At 42.7% G+C, this 22,145-nt stretch carries 18 protein-coding genes; 1 reads left to right on the forward strand and 17 read right to left on the reverse strand.

The annotated features are described in order from the left end of the window. Positions 1 to 182 precede the first annotated feature (182 nt). The 10 genes from pdaA to tgt all read right to left on the reverse strand — a co-directional run bounded on the left by pdaA (position 183) and on the right by tgt (position 11,007). Positions 183 to 1,103, reverse strand: coding sequence for a delta-lactam-biosynthetic de-N-acetylase (pdaA, locus tag INF29_RS10090; RefSeq protein WP_193486393.1), 921 nt, complete (start codon positions 1,101 to 1,103; stop codon positions 183 to 185). A gap of 116 nt (positions 1,104 to 1,219) precedes the next feature. Next, a complete protein-coding gene (locus INF29_RS10095) occupies positions 1,220 to 2,089 on the reverse strand; it encodes an NAD(P)-dependent oxidoreductase (protein WP_072851453.1) in 870 nt (289 codons plus the stop codon). A gap of 59 nt (positions 2,090 to 2,148) precedes the next feature. Beyond that, the gene (locus INF29_RS10100; protein WP_193486395.1) at positions 2,149 to 3,078 is read right to left on the reverse strand and encodes a nucleoside hydrolase; all 930 of its coding nucleotides are present in this window, start codon (positions 3,076 to 3,078) and stop codon (positions 2,149 to 2,151) included. Further along, positions 3,075 to 4,016, reverse strand: coding sequence for a nucleoside hydrolase (locus INF29_RS10105; protein ID WP_193486397.1), 942 nt, complete (start codon positions 4,014 to 4,016; stop codon positions 3,075 to 3,077). The genes INF29_RS10100 and INF29_RS10105 overlap by 4 nt, the downstream gene beginning before the upstream one ends. Before the next feature lie 87 nt (positions 4,017 to 4,103). After that, entirely contained in the window at positions 4,104 to 5,069 is a 966-nt protein-coding gene (locus INF29_RS10110; protein ID WP_191344488.1) for an ABC transporter permease, read from the reverse strand. After that, on the reverse strand, positions 5,069 to 6,181 hold the full coding sequence (locus INF29_RS10115; protein ID WP_193486399.1) for an ABC transporter permease: 1,113 nt from the start codon (positions 6,179 to 6,181) through the stop codon (positions 5,069 to 5,071). Before INF29_RS10115 ends, INF29_RS10110 begins: the two co-directional genes overlap by 1 nt. Next, positions 6,171 to 7,736 (reverse strand): ABC transporter ATP-binding protein, encoded by a 1,566-nt coding sequence (locus tag INF29_RS10120; RefSeq protein ID WP_087990217.1) that lies wholly within the window; start codon positions 7,734 to 7,736, stop codon positions 6,171 to 6,173. Before INF29_RS10120 ends, INF29_RS10115 begins: the two co-directional genes overlap by 11 nt. A 186-nt stretch (positions 7,737 to 7,922) precedes the next feature. Next, positions 7,923 to 9,047, reverse strand: a complete 1,125-nt coding sequence (locus INF29_RS10125; RefSeq protein WP_191344490.1) for a BMP family ABC transporter substrate-binding protein — start codon at positions 9,045 to 9,047, stop codon at positions 7,923 to 7,925. 297 nt (positions 9,048 to 9,344) lie between these two features. Beyond that, a complete protein-coding gene (gene yajC, locus INF29_RS10130; RefSeq protein ID WP_072851438.1) occupies positions 9,345 to 9,791 on the reverse strand; it encodes a preprotein translocase subunit YajC in 447 nt (148 codons plus the stop codon). 82 nt (positions 9,792 to 9,873) lie between these two features. Continuing rightward, positions 9,874 to 11,007: a tRNA guanosine(34) transglycosylase Tgt gene (tgt, locus tag INF29_RS10135; protein ID WP_191344491.1), complete on the reverse strand. Its 1,134-nt coding sequence runs from the start codon at positions 11,005 to 11,007 to the stop codon at positions 9,874 to 9,876. 190 nt (positions 11,008 to 11,197) lie between these two features. On the opposite strand from tgt, the gene INF29_RS10140 reads away from it, so the two are divergent. After that, complete coding sequence (locus INF29_RS10140; protein WP_072851434.1) at positions 11,198 to 12,334, forward strand: THUMP domain-containing class I SAM-dependent RNA methyltransferase; 1,137 nt, start codon at positions 11,198 to 11,200, stop codon at positions 12,332 to 12,334. Positions 12,335 to 12,631: 297 nt separating this feature from the next. On the opposite strand, the gene INF29_RS10145 is transcribed toward INF29_RS10140, so the two are convergent. The 7 genes from INF29_RS10145 to buk all read right to left on the reverse strand — a co-directional run bounded on the left by INF29_RS10145 (position 12,632) and on the right by buk (position 21,734). Beyond that, entirely contained in the window at positions 12,632 to 14,074 is a 1,443-nt protein-coding gene (locus tag INF29_RS10145) for an S-layer homology domain-containing protein (RefSeq protein ID WP_193486402.1), read from the reverse strand. Positions 14,075 to 14,391: 317 nt separating this feature from the next. Continuing rightward, positions 14,392 to 15,594 carry a cation:proton antiporter gene (locus INF29_RS10150; protein ID WP_193486403.1) on the reverse strand — a complete coding sequence of 401 codons (1,203 nt, stop codon included), beginning with the start codon at positions 15,592 to 15,594 and terminating at the stop codon, positions 14,392 to 14,394. Between the two features lie 110 nt (positions 15,595 to 15,704). Next, positions 15,705 to 16,994: an MFS transporter gene (locus INF29_RS10155; RefSeq protein ID WP_087989798.1), complete on the reverse strand. Its 1,290-nt coding sequence runs from the start codon at positions 16,992 to 16,994 to the stop codon at positions 15,705 to 15,707. A gap of 21 nt (positions 16,995 to 17,015) precedes the next feature. Next, complete coding sequence (nhaC, locus tag INF29_RS10160; RefSeq protein ID WP_193486405.1) at positions 17,016 to 18,434, reverse strand: Na+/H+ antiporter NhaC; 1,419 nt, start codon at positions 18,432 to 18,434, stop codon at positions 17,016 to 17,018. A gap of 40 nt (positions 18,435 to 18,474) precedes the next feature. Further along, the gene (locus INF29_RS10165) at positions 18,475 to 19,656 is read right to left on the reverse strand and encodes an aminotransferase-like domain-containing protein (protein ID WP_193486407.1); all 1,182 of its coding nucleotides are present in this window, start codon (positions 19,654 to 19,656) and stop codon (positions 18,475 to 18,477) included. Positions 19,657 to 19,716: 60 nt separating this feature from the next. Then, the gene (locus tag INF29_RS10170) at positions 19,717 to 20,613 is read right to left on the reverse strand and encodes a phosphate acyltransferase (protein ID WP_193486409.1); all 897 of its coding nucleotides are present in this window, start codon (positions 20,611 to 20,613) and stop codon (positions 19,717 to 19,719) included. Positions 20,614 to 20,672: 59 nt separating this feature from the next. After that, positions 20,673 to 21,734: a butyrate kinase gene (gene buk, locus INF29_RS10175; protein ID WP_193486411.1), complete on the reverse strand. Its 1,062-nt coding sequence runs from the start codon at positions 21,732 to 21,734 to the stop codon at positions 20,673 to 20,675. Positions 21,735 to 22,145 lie beyond the last annotated feature (411 nt).

Consider the following 22,145-nt stretch of genomic DNA (forward strand, 5'->3'; position numbering starts at 1 on the left):
GCATAGTTTCTATTACCATTTTCTTGAATTCTGGTGTATATCGTTTATTTGGTACTCCTTTTGGCATAAAAATCACCCCACTTGTTATTCAGTATATCATACTGTCTAACAAATGGGGTTCAGTTCAAAAAGGATTCCAGCTTTATTTATTTTCTTATAACGAATTCTATTACATCAAAACATCACTGACCGATGGATGTGGCAGGGGGAAGCTGATCCAATGTCTGGAATACATACCCCTTTGCCTTCAGGTCTTTCAAAATCTGATCCAACGCTTCCGTATTGGATTGAGAAACCGCATGGAGCAGCATAATGCTACCATTATGATAATTGTTCATAACCATATCATAGGCTGCCTGTGTGCCCGGCTGATTGGCAGGGTCCCAGTCATTATAGGCAAAACTCCAGAAAATGGTTTTATATCCTGCTGCCTTTGTCTGTTCCAAAGAACGGATGCTGTAAACGCCTTCTGGCGGACGGAAATACTTGGGCATTTCCTGACCTGTCAATTCTTTATAATACGCTGCACAGCCATTGAGTTCTGCCAAAATCTGTTCATTGCTCAAGTCGGACATATTGGGATGGGACACAGAATGGTTTCCCACAATATGCCCTTCTGCGACCATTCGTTTCACCAATTCAGGCTGGTCTTCCATATAGCTTTTTGTAACAAAAAATGCCGCTTTCACATCATTGGCTTTCAGAATGTCCAGAATTTTAGAAGTATACCCATTTTCGTATCCTTCATCAAAAGTCAGATAAATAACTTTGTGCTGGGTATCTCCCAGGTAATAAGCATCATAATTCCCAATGGCAATTTCATCCTGTGCAGAAGGCGGCAAATGGTCAGCATTTCTGCGGAACCACCAGGATTTTTTGTCATTGTAACCTACATTTGCCGCATTTACTGTAGGCTGTTTTGGTGTTGCAACAGGATCATAAATGGGCTGCACTTCCGGTTCTGCCGGCTCCTGTGTTTCCTGTTCTGCCAAAACTGCTGTCTGTTCCTGCTGCTGTGCAGGCAAATCTGATGGCGGAACAGCACAGGTTGTCAAAGACGCATAAAGTGCTACGATGAAACCAAAGATTGAGCTCGTATCCATAGAATTCCCCCCTATCGAATTCTGTCACATTTTCAAATGCCAATGGCAATCATTTTCTAATTTGATTATAACATATCTTTCTTTTCAAAAAAAGCAAACAATCCCTGACAAAAATCTTACTTTTCTTCTCCGTAGTAATGATAAAGTGCCTGAGTACCAAGATTTGCCATGCCGGATTCTGCCAATTTTTCATACATTTCCAAAACAGAATTCAGCATTTTCAAATCCAGATGTACTTCCTGACTTTCTTCTACTGCAATGCGCATATCTTTGATGTAATGCTTGATGTAAAATCCAGGTGCATCGTCACCTTTTAAAATCCGTGGTGCCATATTGGTCATCTGCCAGCTGCCGGCTGCCCCTGCGGAAATGCTGTCCAGCATGGTCTGCTGATCTAAGCCAACCGCTTTCGCATAAGCCAGCGCTTCGCATACACCGGAAATAGCACCGCCCAATGCAATCTGGTTCGCCATTTTTGTATGCTGACCACATCCAGCGGGACCTTCATAAATGATGTTTGTACCCATAGCGGCAAAAATGTCGTGGCATGCATCAAAGGCTTCCCGATCGCCACCAACCATAATGGACAAAGTACCATTTTTTGCACCAGTATCGCCGCCGCTGACAGGCGCATCCAATGCGTGCATTTTTCTTTCCTTTGCTGCGTTGTAAATCTTCACAGACAGCTTCGGGCTCGTTGTTGTCATATCAATGAGATAAGTTCCTTCTTCCGCTGCAGAAAAAATTCCGCTTTCGCCAAAATAAACTTCTTCCACATCATTGGGAAATCCAACCATAGTAATCACTGCATCCTGCCCTTTGGCGCAGTCCGCTGCTGTATCACACCATTTTGCGCCTTTTTCCAGCAGGACTTCCGCCTTCTGTTTCGTTCTTGTATAAACGGTCAATTCATATCCTTTTTTCATCAAATTAGATGCCATGGCACATCCCATAACACCAATACCAATAAACCCAATTTTTTTCATAGAAAATCTCCTCCTATCAGATGCAAAAAGCGGTCTTCCATGCAGAAGACCGCTCCATCTCAATATTTTTTGATCAATTCTTTGATTTTTCCGATAAAAGCTTCTCTGTCTACATTTGTTACCACAAAAGCATTATGATCGTCAAACTGTTTATCGCTGTAAAGGTCTGTCACTGTTTTGCCAACAGTCAAAGGACCCTTTGTTTCCACACGTACGCCAGCTTCTTCTGCTGTGAACATTTCGGGATAAACGGTATAAAGCACTGCTGCGGGATCGTGGAGCGCAACACCTGCTCTGCCCCAACCGATATATTTTTCCAGACCTTTCTGCAGGACATCATGGAACAGCTTTGCCTGAGGAGTGCCAAATGCCGCAATCTCTTCCAGCTCATCCTTGGTTGCATAAGCTTTCATCGTCACATCCAGCCCACACATATGTACAGGAATACCACTGCAGAACATCATATCTGCTGCTTCTGGGTCAACATAAATGTTGAATTCTGCCGCAGGAGTCACATTGCCGCCAATGGCAGCACCGCCCATGATAACAATCTTTTTGATAAGCTTATGCAGTTCTTTATATTTTGCCAGAGCAATTCCCACATTGGTCATAGGACCAACAGCAATGAGCACCAGTTCCCCATTCAATTCTTTGGCGATACGATAAATAGCATCCCATGCTTTTTCTTCCGGCAAAACATCGTCAGGAATAGGAAGTTCTACACCGCCAAAACCATCTGCGCCGTGGAATTCTGCCGCTGTATGCAGTTCACGGAACATAGGCTTATCTGCGCCGCGGTAAATGGGAAAATCCGCACCAATCACACGGCGTACACGTTTTGCGTTGGCTGTTGTTTTATCCAGTCCAACATTTCCCGCTACAGTTGTTACTGCGCGAATATCCAATTCCGGCATCTGGCACGCCAGCAGCAGCGCTGCGGTATCGTCCACACCGGGATCACAGTCAATGATTACAGGTATCCGATTCATGCTTTTCCCTCCCCATAAGTTGCAATTGCTTCTACCAACAAGTCTACAAAAGCCTGACGGTCAATACCCATCAACACTTTTGCGTTAGGTGCTTTGCCAAGAGCGCCGTTAAAGTCTGCCACTGTAGCACCTTTACAGAAATCTCCTGCAGTTTCTACCTGCACATACAGATCCTGAGATTCCATGATTTCGGGACGCAGAAGTGCTGCCACTGCAACGGCATCATGTACGGGTGCACCTTCGTAGCCAAGGCTTCTATGGAACTGATAGAAGAATTCCAACCAGTCCGCTACGATAACCGCTACATGGTTACCAAGGGCACGAATCCGTTCAAAGTCTTCCGGGAAGATCATTGCTTTTTCTGTAACATCCAGACCTGCCATAATGATAGGAATACCGGATTCAAAGACAACGGCTGCCGCTTCCGGGTCAACCAGAATATTAAATTCTGCCGCAGGTGTCCAGTTACCATACTGCACGCCGCCGCCCATAAGGGAAATTCTAGCAATCTTTTCTTTCAGTTCAGGATATGCCATCAGCAATGCAGCAACGTTTGTCAAAGGACCAGTGGGAACCAGTGTAATCGGTTCATCACTTTCCTGAATCAGTTTTGCCATCAGTGTTACTGCATCCATATCTTCCAGTTCAAAATCGGGTTCCGGCAATGCTGGACCATCCAGACCGCTTTCCCCATGCACTGTAGGTGCAATGATAGGATCAGAAATCAGAGGTCTAACCCGTCCCATTGCAGTAGGTACATGTAAATCAATCAATGTACAGATACGCTGTGCATTATATGTTGTTTTTTCGATGGTCTGATTGCCGCATACAGATGTAACACCACGGATATCCAGCATAGGGCTGCCTTTTGCAAGAACCCATGCAATTGCGTCATCATGTCCCGGATCGCCATCCAGAATAATGGGAATTCTTTTCATAATTTTTCCTCCACATATATTTTTTTCTTTTGAAAAAGCCGGAGCGTAAAACGTTCCGACTTTTTCCAGAAACAATGTCATTTCAAATTATTTTGCTTCTGCGTTTTTCTTTTTTCCGTTATTTTTCACACGTTTTACACGTCTTACCTGTGTTGCCGCATACAAGATCAAACCAATGATGGTTGCCACATAAGGAATTGCGGATACCAGGAAGGAAGAGAAGCCCTGCATACCTTCCATCTTATTGCCAAGAGCGCTGGCAAAACCGAAGAACAGGGATGCAAACATAGTGCCAAGAGGTTCCCCTTGTCCCATAGCCTGTGCAGCCAGAGCGATGAAACCACGACCAGCAACGATACCAGTATTCCAGCTCTGAGAGTAGTACATGGACATATAAGCGCCGCCCAAACCGGACAGAGCACCGGAGATACCCAGTGCGATATACTGGATTTTCAATACACTGATACCAACGCTGTCTGCCGCATTGGAGTTTTCACCTACAGCACGAATCTGCAGACCAATAGCTGTTTTATACAGCAGCACCCAAACCAGGAAAACCAGAATGAATGCCACATAAGTCAAAATGGAATGACCAGAGAAAATAGGTCCCAAAACAGGGATGCTTTCCAAAATAGGAATATCAATCTTAGGTGTCAGCATACCAGGTGTTGTCAGGCTGGCTGTGTTCCCTTTCAGACCTGTGAACAGGTACAGCAAGAAAATGGTACCGCCTGAACCAACCAAGTTGATGGCGATCCCGGCAAGGATAATATCTGTTTTTAATTTCAAAGCAAAGATACCAATGATCAATGCCAAAATGATACCTACCACAACTGCACCAATGACGCCTACCCACCAATAGCTTGTCCAGTAAGCAAACAATACGCCAAACAGTGCGGAGATCATCATAATACCTTCCAAACCGATGTTAGTAACACCGGCTTTTTCTGCTACGACTGCTGCAAGAGCTGCAAACAGAATGGGAGATGTGATACGGATAATAGAGTAACCAAAGCTTGTTGTGAAAATCATGCTAAAAATCTGTTCCAACATTATGCGTTACCCCCTTCCACTGCTGCTTCCTGCTGTTTTTTTGCAAGTTCTTCTTTTGTTTCCTTAACAACCATCTTCTGTCTTGTCTTGGACATGAACTGTTCAGCCGCGAAGAACAGGAAGATAACTGCCTGGATAATATCGATCATTTCCGCAGGTACGCCTGCATAAATAGACATCAATTCACAACCACGGTTCAGATATGCAATGAACAATGCTGCAAAAGGAATTGCCAGAGGATTGTTCTTTGCCAGAATAGCAACGGTGATACCTGTCCAACCATAGCCAGGCAGATCTTTCCACAGGAATGTGTTGTATCTGCCCAATACTTCGATGGCACCGCCCATACCACTCAGTGCGCCGCCGATTACCTGAGAAAGGACAATTACGCCACCAACTCTCATACCGGAGTATTTGGAGAAAGATTCATTGATACCGATCATACGGATGGTGTAGCCCCAACGTGTACGATACATGAAGAAACCTACCAGGATTGTTGCAATGATCGCAATGACAAAGCCCCATGTCAGTTCTGTACCGGGTACCATTTTTGCAACCTTTGCTGTTTCCAGGAAAGGATATGTCTGTGTAGAGCCCTGGCTTCTGTCTGCAAATACGTTGCTCAGGAAGTGCATGATAACATACAACACAACGTAGTTCAGCATCAGGGAGCAAACCATTTCACTGGCATTCAGTTTCACTTTCGCGATAGCAGGGATCAGCATCAGCAGACCACCTACAACAGCGCCAACCAGGATACATACTACTGGATGCAGACCAGCTGCCATAGGTACATAAATTGCCAGCAGAGCTGCTACGAAACCGCCTGCCATTACAGTACCTTCACCTGCAAGGTTGAACTGGTTTGCAGAGAACATAACGCAAACCGCCAGACCAGTAAAGATAATGGGTGTCATACGTCCCAAAATTGTTAAAATAGATGAAACGTTCAATGCGCCATTGCTGATGATAGGACGAATCAGCAAACAGTTCAGCGCTTTTGCCGGATCATCCGCACAAATGAAAATAAATATGAATGCTACGGCAATGGCAATGGCAATGGCCACAAAGCCGCGCATGAATTCAAACTTCAGCTTTTGTTTATTCCCCATGCTGAACCCTCCTTACTTCTTCATCGCTCTGCTGTTTCAAGCCCAGCATATATTCACCCATGACTGCGTCAGTCAGAGATGTTGTATCTTCAAAATATGCTGCGATGCCGCCATTGTACATAATGATCAAGCTATCAGACAATTCCATAACTTCATTCAGGTCGGCAGATACCAGCAAAACAGCTGCGCCTGCACGGCTCAGTTCTACCAGTTTTTTCCGAATGAATTCTGTAGCGCCGACGTCAATGCCTCGTGTAGGCTGGTCGGCAATGATCAAAATAGGGTCTGCGGAGAATTCTCTTGCTACGACAACTTTCTGAATGTTACCACCGGAAAGCATGCCTACCTGCTGATTTCTGCTCTTACAAAGGACTTTATAGTCTTTGATGAGCTGGTCACTGTCCTCATGCATTTTCTTCATGTTGAACAAAGGACCATTGTTGTATTTCTTATCAGCAGAACGGTCACTCATAAGGTTTTCTTCAATGGTTGCTGTTCCAGCCATACCGAATGTCATACGGTCTTCTGGAATCAGGGAAACGCCCAGATCACGAATCTTACGCTGAGGCTGACCAATGACGCTCTGACCGTTTACGGTAGCAGTACCGCTATCAGGAGTATTCAGATTGAACAGCATATCTACCAGTTCTCTCTGACCATTGCCTTCTACGCCGGCAATCCCCAGAATTTCGCCTTTGCGCACGTCAAAGGAAAGCTTATTGAGCATTTTCTTATTCCATTCATTGGTATATTCCAAATCACGTACACGAAGTACCACGTCTGTGGGCTGTGCCTGATCTTTTTCCACTGTCAGGATAACATCACGACCAACCATCAGTCGAGAAATTTCTTCTTTGGAAATATCCGCTGTCTGGTAAACACCCATGGATTTCCCGCTGCGCATGATAGTCAAGCGGTCTGTGATCTGCTTGATTTCATGGAGCTTATGAGAAATAAAGATCATGGTGTAACCCTGTTCTTTTAAGTGAATCAGTTCTTTGAACAGTTCTTCTGTTTCCTGTGTAGTCAATACCGCTGTGGGTTCGTCCAGGATCAGGATTTTCGCACCACGTACCAGTGCTTTCAAAATTTCTACTTTCTGTTTCATCCCTACAGGGATATCTCTGACTTTCGCATTGGGATCTACATGCAGATTATACTTTTTCGCATATTCTTCCGTAATCTCAACAGCTTTCTTATAGTCCATAAACATACCCTTATGTTTCGGTTCCATGCCCAGGACCATATTTTCCGCTACGGTCAGATTGGGTACCAGCATAAAGTGCTGATGTACCATACCGATTCCTTTGGAAATCGCTACAGTAGGTGATGTGAGAGAAACTTTTTCTCCATTTACATAAATTTCACCTTCTGTGGGCTGTTCCAAACCGAACAGCATTTTCATCAGTGTGGATTTACCCGCACCATTTTCGCCCATCAGAGCATGAATTTCTCCTCGTTTGACGTTAAAATCAACACCCTGATTGGCAGCAATACCATTGGGATAAACCTTGGTAATTCCCTTCATTTGCACAACGTATTCATTGTCAGCCATAATCGGGTCCCCTCCTTCTATATCGTCTGCATCATTGGCAAAGATTCTGCATCTTCAAAAAGTCTTTTCTGCACTGGGCAACTAAAAGATTTTTTCAATCTGCAGAGGTACTATGAAAAAAAAGGGGGCTGTTCAGCCCCCTTAGTTTTTGATGATTTTTCAGCGAACTTATGGTTTCGTATGAAATTAAGGTCTTACAGATTCTCTCAGTTCTACAACTGCGTTTGTTGTATCGCCGATAGCAGTAGGAACTTCAACTTCGCCGTTTGTAACAGCTGCAACAGTTGCATCAACTGTTTCTTTTACGCTGTCAGGAGAAATCTTGTCATAGTTCTTGTCTGTTACCAGACCAACGCCGCCTTCATTGATACCGATCAGGATATGCTGACCCCAGTATTCGTTGCCTGCATCCCATTCATCGAAGAACCATACCAGAGAGTCACCGATGTTTTTCAGACCGGATGTCAGAGTGATAGCAGCCATTTCAGCGGAGAATGTGGATTCCTGGTCAGAGTCAACGCCGATGAAATATGCTTTACCTGTTTCCAGACATGCTTCTGCAGCGCCGTTACCAGCGTTACCAGCTACACCCCAGATGATATCACAGTTGTTGTCGTTGATCATGGATTCTGCCAATTCTTTGCCTTTTGCAGGATCGATGTAGTTACCAATATATCTTGTATCAACTTTGATGTCAGGATTTATAGACTGTGCACCCAGAATGTAACCATACAGGAAGTCGTTGATTACGGGGCTGTCTACGCCGCCAACAAAACCGATAACTGCATCTTCGTTGATTTTTTCAACGTCTGTAGCTGTTGTCATAGCCGCTGCATAAGCACCTACCATGTAACCCAGGTCGTTCTGTGCATAGCTCAGATTTACTACGTTAGGCAGTTCGTATGTTGTGTCATCATAGATCAGGTATTTCTGATCAGGATATTTTTCGGATACGTTTTTCAGATATTCAGGCATCTGGAAAGTACCAACAACGATCAGGTCATATTCGCCGGAAGCAGAAACTTCATCCAAATAACCCTGCCATTTTGCTTCATCTTCTGTTGTACCGCCCATTTCAATGGTTGTGTAAGTAATTCTGCCGGCATCCTGCAGTTCTTTCAGACCTGCTTCTGCAGAGTCAAAGAAAGATTTGTCACCCAGGTTACCATTTACCAGGTTGCAGACATTGTAAACTTTTCCGTCACCAGTATCTGCTGTTTCAGTGGTTGTTGTGTCGCCGCCGCCACCACAGCCTGCCAACACGGCAACTGTCAGAGCGGAAGTCAGCAACAGAGAAAGCAATTTCTTCATAGTCGATCTCCCTTTCTTGTTATAAAATTGGACTAAACAGGAATGATTGCCCATGACATGGACAACATATCCGTTTTCAGTTTACAATATCTATCCATTATTGTCAATAAAATAACCCGACTATACCCGCGTTTTGTAAACTATATACAAAAAAAATGTATTATTTTTGAAAAATTGAATATTGTATTCATTCTGCAAAAATACATATGTCGTCATAACACAAACAAAAAAGCAGATGTATTGCTTTTTCTTGCAACACATCTGCTGATTTTTACCAGTTTGATTTTCAAAAAATCATTAGCCTCTTCTGAAAAGACCTTTTTTCTTGGGCTTTTCTTCTTCAGGAGGTGCTTCATTTGTCATATTGGGTTCTCTCTTGCCGTAAACTTCGCCTCTTGCAACAGGAACACGCACGCCTTTGTTCAGACCGAATTCGATGATGAAGCAGTCGTAAGTTGTGTCAACAACTTTACCGTACATCCCTGCATTTGTTACAACCATGTCACCAATCTGAATCGCATTTCTCTGTTCTGCCAGAGCCTTTTCTCTTTTCTGAGTAGGTCTGAAGGACAGGAAATACATAATAATTACCAGTGCTACGCAGTAGAAGATAACCAGTGTGATGCCATTCATGTTACCAAACAAGCCGCCGCTTGCCTGCTGTGTGCTCTGTGTTGCTGCTTCGCCGCTACCGGAAGAAACGGTAGTGCTGACGTCCAGCAAAAATGCTGTTAAGCTGTTCATTTCCTTCTCTCCTAACGTTGTTAAATTCTGAAAAACACAGTAAAAATATTATATCCGAGTTTTGAAAACACGTCAAGCCTTCTTACATACCGTTTCTGCGAAAGCCTTCCAGTTTTTGTTTTTTATACTCAGGGAAACGGTCTTCGTCCATTGCCTGACGGATTTCTTCCATCATAGTATTGAAGAAATGCAGGTTATGCAGAACGCACAGACGCATTGCCAGCATTTCTTTTGCTTTGAACAAATGACGAATATAGGCTCTGGAATATCTGGAGCAAGCAGGACAAGTACATGTTTCGTCGATGGGTCTTTCATCCAGCTCATATTTTGCATTCATCAGATTCAGTTTGCCTGCATTGGTATAAACGTGTGCATGTCTACCGTTTCTGGAAGGCAGTACACAGTCAAAGAAGTCCACACCACGTTCCACCGCTTCCAGAATATTTTCCGGTGTGCCAACACCCATCAGATAGGTAGGTTTGTTCTGAGGCAGATAAGGCACCACTTCTTCAATGATGTGATACATTTCCGCATGGGATTCCCCTACTGCCAGACCGCCGATGGCATAGCCATCCAGATCCATTTCTGCAATACGCTTTGCATGTTCAATACGGATATCTTCATAAGTTGCCCCCTGATTGATGCCGAAAAGCATCTGCTGTTTATTGATGGTATCATCCAGAGAGTTCAGACGTGCCATTTCCTTTTTGCAGCGTTCCAACCAGCGTGTGGTACGGGCTACGGAATTTTCTACATAAGTACGTTCCGCAGGAATACCGATACATTCATCGAATGCCATAGCAATGGTAGAACCCAGATTAGACTGAATGCGCATGCTTTCTTCGGGACCCATAAAGATTTTTCTGCCATCTACATGGGAGCTGAAGTAAACGCCTTCTTCCGTGATTTTCCGCAGTGTGGTCAGGGAAAACACCTGAAATCCGCCGGAGTCAGTCAGAATGGGCTTGTCCCAAACCATAAATTTATGAAGACCACCTAGTTTTTTGATGATCTCATCACCAGGACGCACATGCAGATGATAAGTATTGGACAATTCCACCTGACATTTTACTCTTTCCAAGTCCTCTGTGGAAAGGGCACCTTTGATGGCTGCAATAGTCCCTACGTTCATGAATACCGGTGTTTGAATGACACCATGAGGAGTATGGAATTCCCCTCTTTTTGCTCTGCCGCAAGTTTTTAATAATTTATACATATCTTACCTCATTTCCGCTCAAGTTTTATCTGTACTATCATATCTTGTTTTCCATGGAAATTCAAGAATTTTTCCTGCATTCATACCATTTTCCCCGGAAAAGCCGGCAGTGCCGCCCTTGACACACCCCTTTGCTGTGCTTTATCATAATAAGGTAAGAATACAATCAGATATGAAACGGAGAATTACTATGTCTATCAATTTGATCGCAACAACTACATTCGGTCTGGAAGCCGTTGTGAAACGGGAATGTCAGGCTCTTGGATTTGAAAATATCAAAACATCTGACGGGAAAGTAGAATTTACTGGCACAGAAGCCGATATCGTGAAAGCCAACATGTGGCTGCGCTGTGCAGGACGTGTCTGGGTAAAAATGGGTACATTCAAGGCAGTTACTTTTACAGAGCTTTTCGACCAGACAAAAGCACTGCCCTGGGCAGACTGGATTCCTGAGGACGGCAAATTTACTGTTGTCGGTAAATCTGTAAAATCTACCCTGTTCAGCGTATCTGACTGTCAGGCAATCGTCAAAAAAGCCGTTGTAGAAAAACTGAAACAAACTTATCACACGGACTGGTTCGATGAAACCGGTGCCTCCTACACCATTCAGGTAGGCATTTTGAAAGACGTTGTTACCCTTGCCATTGATACCAGCGGTTCCGGTCTGCACATGCGCGGATACCGTGCAAACGCACTGGATGCGCCTTTGAAAGAAACACTGGCTTCTGCCATGATCCAGCTTAGCTACTGGCGGAAAAACCGTATTCTGCTGGACCCTTTCTGCGGTTCCGGCACCATTCCCATTGAAGCTGCCATGATTGCCCGGAACATTGCCCCCGGTATCCATCGCAAATTTGCTTCTGAAGAATGGGAACGCATTGGCAAAGACCTGTGGAAAAAAGCCCGTGTAGAAGCATATCAGGCAATCGACTATGATGTTATGCCCGAAATCTACGGCAGTGATATTGACCCGGATGCCATTGAACTGGCAAAAGCCAATGCGGAAAAAGCCGGCGTGGATGACTGCATCACCTTTGAAGTAAAACCATGCCAGGAAATTGTATTGCCCGGGAAATATGGCGTCATGATTACCAACCCTCCTTATGGCGAACGTATCGGCGAATTGAAGGAAGTGGAAAACATGTACCGTGCTTTGGGTGGCATCATGAAGGAAAACCCCACTTGGTCCACTTACCTTATCACTTCCATGGAATACTTTGAATCTCTCTTTGGCAGAAAAGCCGATCGGAAGCGGAAACTGTTCAATGGTCGCATCAAAACAGACTACTACCAGTTCGAAGGTCCCAGACCTCCCAAAAATCTGTAATATTCCAACATAAATAAAGGCATTGTGACTTCTTTCCATGGAATCGCAATGCCTTTTCAAATATAAAAAACCTCATTAGGGGCATCTTCATAAGAAAACAAAGAAAGCCAAAAACCCTTATGATTACAAAGGATTTTGGCTTTCTTATTTTTTGAAGATTTAATTTGTTATGCTTTCTTATGAAGACAGCCATCTCAAATTCCCTTAAGAAATCAAGAAAAAGGAAAATCAATGTTTTCTTAAGGGGAAGTTGCTATGGGAAAATGAGGTCTTTTTCTTCATGACTGAAAGTGCTTTTTATCCGTTACACAGATCAATGGTCAGATACAGGACTTTGCCGTCATTTGCAACGCCAATACCTGCCTGTGTCATGGTGCTATCCATGATGCTGTTGTGTTTCGCAGCAGTACGGAGCAATTCTGTATAAAGTTGCACCACATCACCGCGTGTGGTTGCAATGACTTCCGAAGCAGTATGGAACTGCACATTGTTTTCCATCATACGCTGGAAGGGTGTCTTTCCGTCTTTGCTTTTATAATCAAAATATTTTTCTTTGACCATTTCTGTACTATGGGCAGATGCAGTCTGGTCTAAGCCTTCGTTTTCCGTTAAGGCTGCCAGCCCCGCTTCTTGTCTCTGGATATTGATGATTTCCAGCAGCTCTTTTTCAATGTCAGTTTTCTGTGCACCGCTCAAAGAACCAGTCAAGGCATCTTTTGATGCAAATTCCTTTGTCTGCAGGAGCAATCCACAAATCTGATTTTCATAATCCAGAGGAATTCTGGCAGAAGCATATTCCCCATTCAATACTGCACAATGATCCACATTACTGATGCTATCCACATGAGATGCATCATTCAGCACTGTCCCAGCTTGAATCCCTTGATACTGGAACTTGCTGAATGGTGTGAAAAATTCCACAGCAGCATCATTTTCAAATGTCACCCAGAAATATCCATCCCCTGCGTAAATATAGCGATCCAAACCATAGACTGTTTCGTCAATTCGTGTGGGAGCGCCAAATGTTGCCTGCACTTCTTCAATTGTCTGTCCCAATGTCAGCTCTTTACCGTTAATGGTAACTGTTTTTGCCATTACCGCGTCGCCTTTGGGTACAGAAGTGCCATTCTGTACGCCTTCATAAAAGGTATAGGCACTCAGAAACGCAGTGACTGCTTCCTGTACTTTCAATGTATTTTTGGGGGCAAATGTTCCGTTCTGATAGCCAGAAATCAAACCAGCTCCATACGCCTTATCAATATAAGATACTGTTGTTGCGCTGATGTTTTTGGTATCTGTAAATGGATTTTTCTTTGCATACAGGGACATATCAACGCCAACTTTTTCCAATGTACGCACCAGCATGATTGCCATCTGTTCTCTTGTCAGTGGATTTTCCGGCGCAAATGTTCCAGGTTCCACACCAGCAATGATGCCCAACCCATACGCTTTTAATGCTGCTGGTTCATCGCAGTCGGAAAAAGGATTTTCTTTCGGCATAGGCGCTGTTGTGCCTGTTACTTTTTCATAAAAAGCCACCGCAATTTCACTGAATTCTACTCTTGTCATGGTATCCTGTGCCTGCTGAAGCAAAGGTGCTGTAATCAATTGCAAAGAATATGCCTGTTCCATATGAGGCACTGCCCAAGGGGAAGCATTGGTCGAAACTGCCCCGAAGGCTGTAAAACAAACACTGACAGACAGCAGTGCTGTTACGGCTACACCTACCAGCCGTTTCATACAATCATCTCCTTTACGAAATTGTGAAGAAATGTTTACAAAATTATGAACCGTTTTATTATAACCATATTTCTGCCTTTTGGCAAGCAAAATCCCCAAAAAGGTGCATTCTAAAGAAGCTTTAATTTAGGAAAGCAGCATTTTCACTAATTTCTGTAAGAGGAATTGGGATAGTGCTCTTCAAAAAACACAGCATATAAACTCCTAATAAAAAAGAAAGCCAGAAACCTTTGTTTATAAGGATTCCAGCTTTCTTTCTTTTTTTCTATGATTTTATCCAGTCTGCTTTTGCAATTCCTTTTTATGTGTCTTTTTCATCACCTTGCTACAATCGCATCCACCTGTTTTTGCTCCTTCATATAAACAACTGCTTTCAAAAGAATAGGCGTTATCAAAGTAGTAACGATAACCACCAACACGATGGCAGGGAATAACGTTGGCGAAATAAGTCCTGCCTGTTCCCCCTTTTGTGCTACAATCAGTGCAACCTCACCACGAGAAATCATTCCAACGCCAATGGCAAGGGAATCCATGTTGGAAAAGCCACAAATTTTTGCCCCAAGACCACATCCAACAATTTTAGACAATATGGCAACAATCAACAAGGCAAGCGTAAATAATATCAATTCTTGGGACATTCCTGTAATAACAGTCTTAATCCCAATGCTTGCAAAAAATATAGGGGTAAAAAACATATAAGATGTGATATTGATTTTAGAAGCAATGTAGGATTTTGTTTCTGTAACATTGCAAAGGATCAAACCTGCAAAATAGGCTCCTGTAATATCTGCAACTCCAAAATAAACTTCTGAAATATAGGACAGAAGCAAACAAAATGCCACAGCATAAATTGCCACTCTTCTTTTCGTTCCGTATACGATTTCCAACTTGCGGAACAGACGAAATACAAAAAAGCCGCAAACTGCAATAAATACAAAGAACAATAAGATCTTCAGCAATACCACCATAATTTCTACCCCGGGAACTGTGAAACTGGTTATCACTGTCAATGCAATAATGCCCAAAATATCGTCAATAATGGCTGCACCCAAGATCGATGTTCCCATTTCGCCTTTTAACTTGCCCATCTCGCGCAAAGTTTCCACGGTAATACTTACAGATGTTGCCGTTAATACGATACCTACAAAGGCACTTTCCAAAAAAATCATTGTATCTGGTCTTTGACCATGGAAAAATAGATAATATGTTAAAAATCCACTTCCCAATGGGATCAGTACCCCTACAAAAGCAATGATCACTGAAGACTTTCCTGTCGCTTTCAAGTCATCAAAATCTGTATCTAAGCCAGCCAAAAACATCAAAAAGATTACGCCGATTTCTGCCGACTTCGTCAAAAAATCCGTTTCATGCAATATATTCAAACAACTCGGACCCAATAACACCCCGACCAATAATGCGCCAACAACCTGTGGCATATTTACCTTTTGGGACAGCAAACTGAATATTTTAGTAGAAAGCAATATAATTGCAACAAATAACAAAAAATCATAAGATTCCATAACACAAACCTCCTTACTTTTTCGATTTCTTTGGGCACATATGATAGGAAAAAGACTTTTGTATGAAACAAAAGTCTTTTTTCGCATTGTATTCTATTAATAAATTCAATTTATTCTGCTTCTGCTACTGCACACACATTTTGAGAATTTTTCTTTTTGATATGCAGAATCTTCAGCGCTGCCAGTGCGCCAATCACCAGAACGACTGCCTGGAAGATAAACATATAAGTATATGCCTGTGTTCCTAAAGTATCCAGCCAATAGCCAAACAGTGTAAACTGGAACAGGTCAGGAGAAAAACCTACCGCTGCTGCAATCCCAATTGTAGATGCAGTCAAGTTTCTAGATACACCCGCTTCTGTAATGGTAGCATAATAAGCCCCGCGTCCAATATATACTGCTGCGGACATAATCAATGTCAGCGCAATCAGCAGCTGTGCTGCTACACCTGCATCTGCAACCAGCAGATAACCTAAGCCCAAAATACCAATTGCATATACACCCAACAGCACTTTGGAAGGAGACCCCACTTTATCAGTCAGGATACCGCCAATGGGTGCGCCCAGCAGAGTCATACCATGCTGTCTTAAAATCGCAACGCCGCCGGAGAATGTAACTGCAACACCCAATACATCTGTGAAGTACGGTGTGAAATAAGTCAATGTTGTCAGGAAGGAATAAACTGCGAAGATAGAGATTGCAACCAGCCAAGTTGCAGGCTGTTTCATAATCATCAAGAAGTCAGCAACCACATTTGTTTTCTTTTTTACTTTTGCTTCTGCTGCTTTTTTCGCACGTTCTGCCGCAATTTTTTCTTTGGGATTATCCAATACGATCATAGCAATTCCTGTCAATACAAAGGAAAGTACCGCAATACTGATCATAGCTGCTTTCAGACCTGCAACGCCTTCCATAAATTTCATGTAGAAAACCATCATTACCGCATTGAAAACAATGTTGAAAATACCGATACATGTTTCATTCATACCGAAGATTTTGCCCTGGTTTTCGTCTGTTGTCAAATCACGGATCATCTTGATATGTGTTGGATAGTTCATCAGCAGGCTGGCAATGGCAAAGCCAATCCACATCAATACAGCCATGAAATATGTAGGATACATTACAAAAATAAGAGTAAAAATACCGTTCAAAAGCACGGAACCTACATAAATATACTTATAGTTGAATCGGTCAGCAATCCAACCACCGATAGGTGCGCCAAATACATTCCCGAATCCATAGATCGTAATCAACAGACCCATCTGTGTATTGGTTGCATTCATAAATTGCTGAAAAGGATCATACCAGATATACTGGATAAACGGAATGATATATACGATGGACCAACATGCGCCCAGCACCAACAGAGTAATTGGCAGCTTTAATGATTTCTTTTCCATACATACGCCTCCTCAAAATGTTTATTTTTCTTTTTTTGCAGATAAATCACTGCTTTTTAAAATCGCAATTCCTGTAAATCCAAAAATGATTGAAACCACTGGATTAATCAAATTCAAAAGACAGTAAGGCAAATAATCCAGTGTATTAACACCTAAATATGTGCTCATAGCCACTGCACAGGTACACCAAGGAATCAAAGGAGAAGTCAAAGTCCCGCCATCTTCCAGCGCTCTGGACAGATTTTGTGGCGCCAAACCCCTTTTTTCATATTCTTCTTGAAACATTTTTCCTGTGATCAATAAAGACAGATATTGTTCACCAGATGCAAGATTCATAAAAATACAGGTACAAATCGTTGAAAAAATCAGAGAACCAACGCTTTTTGCAAATTTCAAGATATTCTTTGCAATGGTTTCCAGCATACCTGTTACGCTCATAACCCCACCAAAGCTCAAAGAACATAAAATCAACGATAATGTCCACATCATAGACTGAAGACCGCCGCGGGTTAGCAATTCATCTACCATGGCATTTCCGGTCTCACTGATATAACCATACTGCAAAGCATATCCCACAGAACTGATATCATGTCCCTGTACAAAGATGGCACAAAACACGCCCATAAATACGCTTAACATTAAACCTGGAATCGCGGGAATTTTAAAAATAACCATGAAAATAATGAATACCAAAGGCAATATCAAAAGTGGAGAAATGACAAAAGGCGTATCTAGAGCTTCCAACATCTTTTGAATCTCTATTGCATCTACTGTATCAGCAGAATAATTTTTGTTTAAAATCATAAAACCAATCATTGCTAATACATAGCTTGTACCCGTTGTATATGCCATATGTCGGATATGATCAAACAGTGTAGATCCAGCAATTGCAGGGGCAAGATTTGTCGTTTCTGAAAAAGGAGACATTTTATCTCCAAAGTAAGCGCCGGAAATGACAGCACCTGCCACCATAGGTGCCGGAATGCCCAACCCAGTACCGACACCAACCAATGCCAACCCGACAGTCCCTGCAGTTGTCCAGGAACTGCCGGTGGCAATACTTATCAATGAACAAATCACCATGGAAGTGACCAAGAAAAAATCAGGTGATAACACTTTTAGCCCATAATATACAATGGCTGGTACAATTCCGCCGGAAATCCATGCACCAATGATAAAACCAATGATCCCTGTGATCAAAATCGGCTGCATTGCAGAGTAAATTGAATCAAAAATTCCTTTTTCAATTTCATGCCAAGGGTACTTCAAATAAAATACACCAATCAGTGCCCCTGCAATTGTTCCCAACAACAAAGGAAAATGGATTTCAATGTTTAAAAACAGCTGACAGCACACCAACAAAACAATGACTGTTATCAAAGGTACTAAGGCAACAATGATATTCGGTTGTTTTCTCTTTCCAGTGTCACCTAATTCCATCCTGATTCCTCCTTATTGCTATCCTTACCTCCTAAAGATATCAAGCATGTTTTTTCAATACATCTGCCAACAAAACAATTCCTTTGCGGATCTGTTCTTCTGATACAGTTGTGAAATTCAGGCGCATTGTATTTTTCGCACCATCATTTGCATAGAAGAACTCACCGGGAATATACGCTACACCTGCTTCTACAGCTTCATCCAGAATGCCATCTGCATCCAGACCTTCAGGCAGTTCCACCCAGATGAACATACCACCTTCAGGGCGTGTAAATTTCACGCTTGCGGGGAAGTTTTCTTCCATCAAGGACAGCATCAGATCGCACTTTTCTTTATAAGCAGCCTGGATTTTGCGGATATGTCCTTCCACATCGTAGTTTTTCATATATTCTACAACCTGAAGCTGAGCAAATTCGTTACACTGCAGGTCCAGACTTTCTTTCAGTCTTTCGTACATCACTGCATGTTCAGGAGCTGCGCAAATCCATGCTACGCGCAGACCAGGACAGAGGATTTTGGAGCAGGAGCCCAGATAAATGACTTTGCCCATGGTATCCATAGATTTCAGGCAAGGGATGTGTTCCCCTTTGAAACGGATTTCGCCATAAGGATTGTCTTCAATAACAACTACATCATAGCGGTTGATAACTTCCATGAACTGTTTTCTTCTTTCCAGTTTCCATGCTCTGCCAGTAGGATTCTGGAAATTAGGAATCACATACAGCAGTTTTACTTTGGGATTTTCTGCCAGCACACGTTCCAGATCAGAGATCACAATGCCATCTTCATCGGTATCTACACCCAAGAAGCTGCATCCATAAGGACGGCAAGCATTGATACCACCCAGATAGCTAGGGTTTTCTGCTACAACGATGGCGCCTTCATCCAGGAACAGCATAGCTGTCATTGCCAGACCCTGCTGAGAACCAGTGGTCACAACAATGTTTTCCGGTTTCGCATCTACGTCTTCTTTTCTCTGCATTCTTTCTGCCAAAACCTGAAGCAGTTCTGGATTACCTTTGGAAAGACCATACCGGAAAGCCTGTTTACCTTTCTTTTCGATCATTTCCATGGTGGATTTTTTCAGATCATCCATAGGGAACAGATCTGGATCAGGCAGACCCGCTGCAAAAGAAATGACACCCTGTTTGCTTGCGATTCTTTTCTGCACGCTTCTGATTGCGGAAGGTTTTACCCTGTCCATACGAATTGAATATCCCATAACATTACCTCCTAAATAAATGCTTTTCGCACAAAATTCTTCCTTAATATATACACAATATTATTTCGCTGCTGCCAGACATGCCAGTGCAATGGAATTGATTTTGATTTCCGGTGTATCAGAACGGCTGCCCAAAATAACAGGTGCTGCTGCTCCCAGAACGATGCCTGCCCATTTTGCGCCATTAAACTGCAGCCAGGATTTCCCCATGGTGTTGCCTGCTTCGATATTGGGGAAAATCAGCAGATCCACTTCTCCGGCAATCTTGCTGTCGATTCCTTTATGTTCTGCAGCGTGTTTATCAAAAGCTACGTCGAAAGCAATGGGACCTTCTGCGGTACAAGGAGGAAGTTCTCCTTTCTTTACCATTTCCACCAGGGCTGCTGCGTCAACGGTAGAAATTACTTTCGGATCTACCATTTCATTGGCTGTCAGAATCGCTACATTGGGATTTTCAAAACCAAGATTCTTCATAGCATTCAAAGCACTGCGCATGATGACTTTTTTCTGCTCCAGATCAGGCGCTACATTGATGCCGCTGTCGGAGCAGTAAATGAGTTTGTGGTACTGAGGCAGTTCATACACTGCCAGCAGACTCAGCAGGTTGCCTGTACGCAGACCGTATTCTTTATTCAGTACGCCGCGCATATATACTGCTGTATTGACAATCCCTTTCATCAGGACATCGGCTTTTTTATTTCTTACCAGTTCCACAGCTTTTTTCATTGCTTCTGCTTCATCGGGGCAATCTACTAATTCATAATCTGTAAAACCGATCTTGTCTCCAATCTCGCGGATTTTTGTGCCATCCCCTACCAAAACAGGTTTGATAAAGCCGATTTTTGCCGCGTCACGAACTGCGGACATAACCGCTTCGTCCTGAGCAACTGCTACACTGACTGTTCTGGGTTCGATAGATTTTACTCTTTCCAGCAGATCCGTAAAATTTTTCAGCATATTTTTACCGCCTTTCTTCCTATATAATAGCAATCAAATCAGAGATAATAGCAATCAAATCAGAGATACTCTTTCGCTTCTTCTTCACCACTCAGAACACGCAGGGCACCAAGTGCCAAAGCTTCCATTTCCATTTCACCAGGAACAACGGCTTTGGGAGCCAGATAAACAACTTTTTCATATACGTCATGGACGATTTTTTCGGAATAAGCAATGCCGCCTGTAAAGATCACACGGTCAACTTTTCCTTTCAGAGAAGCGCCATAGAGAGCAATTTCTTTTGCAACCTGATAGATGAAAGCATCCAAAATCAGTTTTGCTTTTTCGTCACCGTTTGCTGCTCTTTCTTCCACTTCTCTGGCATCTTTGGTGCCGAGATAATCATACATACCGCCTTCTGCGCTGACTTTACGAACCATCTGCTCTCTGGTATACTTGCCGGAGTAGCAAAGTTCGATGAGCTGATATGCCAGCAAGCCACCGCTTCTTTCCGGAGAGAAAGGACCATCGGTTCTGCCGCCACTACCGTCAATCATTTTGCCTTTTTCATGGGCTACGATGGAAATGCCGGAACCAAGATGAGCTACAATGAAATTGAAATCTTCATATTTACCGCCCATATCTTCTGCGACTTTTCTGGAAACAACCTTATGGTTTAATGCATGGAACCAGCTGAATTTTTCCAGATCAGAAATGCCTGTGATTCTTGCTTCGGGAATCATTTCGTCTACAGAAACAGGATCGACAACAAAGGAAGGTACGCCGATCTCATCACCGATGTTTCTTGCAATGACTGCACCCAGATTGGAAGCATGTTCGCCATTGATGGCATTTTTCAGATCTTCCACCATTCTGTCGTTTACCCGATAAGTACCGCCTGGAATGGCTTTCATCAGACCGCCTCTACCTACAACGCAGTCGAATTGATCCAGAGAAAATCCTTCTGCTTTCAGAACATCAACGATCATATTTTTGCGGTATTCATATTCATCAAATACATGAGGGAACTGTTTCAGATCTTCTCCTGTATGTGTAATGTTCTTTTTCAGGATCTCTTTCTTATCTTCATAAACAGCAACTTTTGTTGATGTACCACCTGGATTGATGACCAGTAAATACATAGCAGCACTTCCTTTCATTTGTTCTATTTTATAGAACCTTATTCTATTTTTGTTTCGCTGTACTAATATAAACACAATTCTGTTCTAATGACAACAACTTCGTTCTATTTTGTATGCGAATTGTATAACACTTACATTTTTTACACACAAAAAATATACAAATTATCCATATCACATTTCATATAGTTTTCTACAGACACCATCACGCAATTATGTATTCCTTCATGCAGAGCATTTCGTATTTGTTTTCCTCTCTTTTTTGCAATAAAAAAAGCGCCTCTCTGTGAACTGAACCAGTAAAAACGGACAATGACAAAAAGCCCCCTTATGTAGGATAATAGAACTACATGAGGGGGCTTTTATTATGGCAAAAAGAAAATACACACATATCAAAATAATTGAACCAAAACT

It is taken from the genome of Anaerotignum lactatifermentans (assembly GCF_014982935.1).
GTDB classification, from domain to species: Bacteria; Bacillota; Clostridia; order Lachnospirales; family Anaerotignaceae; genus Anaerotignum; species Anaerotignum lactatifermentans.

Bases quoted from the DNA above. Each gene is read 5' to 3' on its own strand.
- pdaA (WP_193486393.1), bottom strand. From the start codon at position 1,103: ATGGATACGAGCTCAATCTTTGGTTTCATCGTAGCACTTTATGCGTCT.
- INF29_RS10095 (WP_072851453.1), bottom strand. From the start codon at position 2,089: ATGAAAAAAATTGGGTTTATTGGTATTGGTGTTATGGGATGTGCCATG.
- INF29_RS10100 (WP_193486395.1), bottom strand. From the start codon at position 3,078: ATGAATCGGATACCTGTAATCATTGACTGTGATCCCGGTGTGGACGAT.
- INF29_RS10105 (WP_193486397.1), bottom strand. From the start codon at position 4,016: ATGAAAAGAATTCCCATTATTCTGGATGGCGATCCGGGACATGATGAC.
- INF29_RS10110 (WP_191344488.1), bottom strand. From the start codon at position 5,069: ATGTTGGAACAGATTTTTAGCATGATTTTCACAACAAGCTTTGGTTAC.
- INF29_RS10115 (WP_193486399.1), bottom strand. From the start codon at position 6,181: ATGGGGAATAAACAAAAGCTGAAGTTTGAATTCATGCGCGGCTTTGTG.
- INF29_RS10120 (WP_087990217.1), bottom strand. From the start codon at position 7,736: ATGGCTGACAATGAATACGTTGTGCAAATGAAGGGAATTACCAAGGTT.
- INF29_RS10125 (WP_191344490.1), bottom strand. From the start codon at position 9,047: ATGAAGAAATTGCTTTCTCTGTTGCTGACTTCCGCTCTGACAGTTGCC.
- yajC (WP_072851438.1), bottom strand. From the start codon at position 9,791: ATGAACAGCTTAACAGCATTTTTGCTGGACGTCAGCACTACCGTTTCT.
- tgt (WP_191344491.1), bottom strand. From the start codon at position 11,007: ATGTATAAATTATTAAAAACTTGCGGCAGAGCAAAAAGAGGGGAATTC.
- INF29_RS10140 (WP_072851434.1), top strand. From the start codon at position 11,198: ATGTCTATCAATTTGATCGCAACAACTACATTCGGTCTGGAAGCCGTT.
- INF29_RS10145 (WP_193486402.1), bottom strand. From the start codon at position 14,074: ATGAAACGGCTGGTAGGTGTAGCCGTAACAGCACTGCTGTCTGTCAGT.
- INF29_RS10150 (WP_193486403.1), bottom strand. From the start codon at position 15,594: ATGGAATCTTATGATTTTTTGTTATTTGTTGCAATTATATTGCTTTCT.
- INF29_RS10155 (WP_087989798.1), bottom strand. From the start codon at position 16,994: ATGGAAAAGAAATCATTAAAGCTGCCAATTACTCTGTTGGTGCTGGGC.
- nhaC (WP_193486405.1), bottom strand. From the start codon at position 18,434: ATGGAATTAGGTGACACTGGAAAGAGAAAACAACCGAATATCATTGTT.
- INF29_RS10165 (WP_193486407.1), bottom strand. From the start codon at position 19,656: ATGGGATATTCAATTCGTATGGACAGGGTAAAACCTTCCGCAATCAGA.
- INF29_RS10170 (WP_193486409.1), bottom strand. From the start codon at position 20,613: ATGCTGAAAAATTTTACGGATCTGCTGGAAAGAGTAAAATCTATCGAA.
- buk (WP_193486411.1), bottom strand. From the start codon at position 21,734: ATGTATTTACTGGTCATCAATCCAGGTGGTACATCAACAAAAGTTGCT.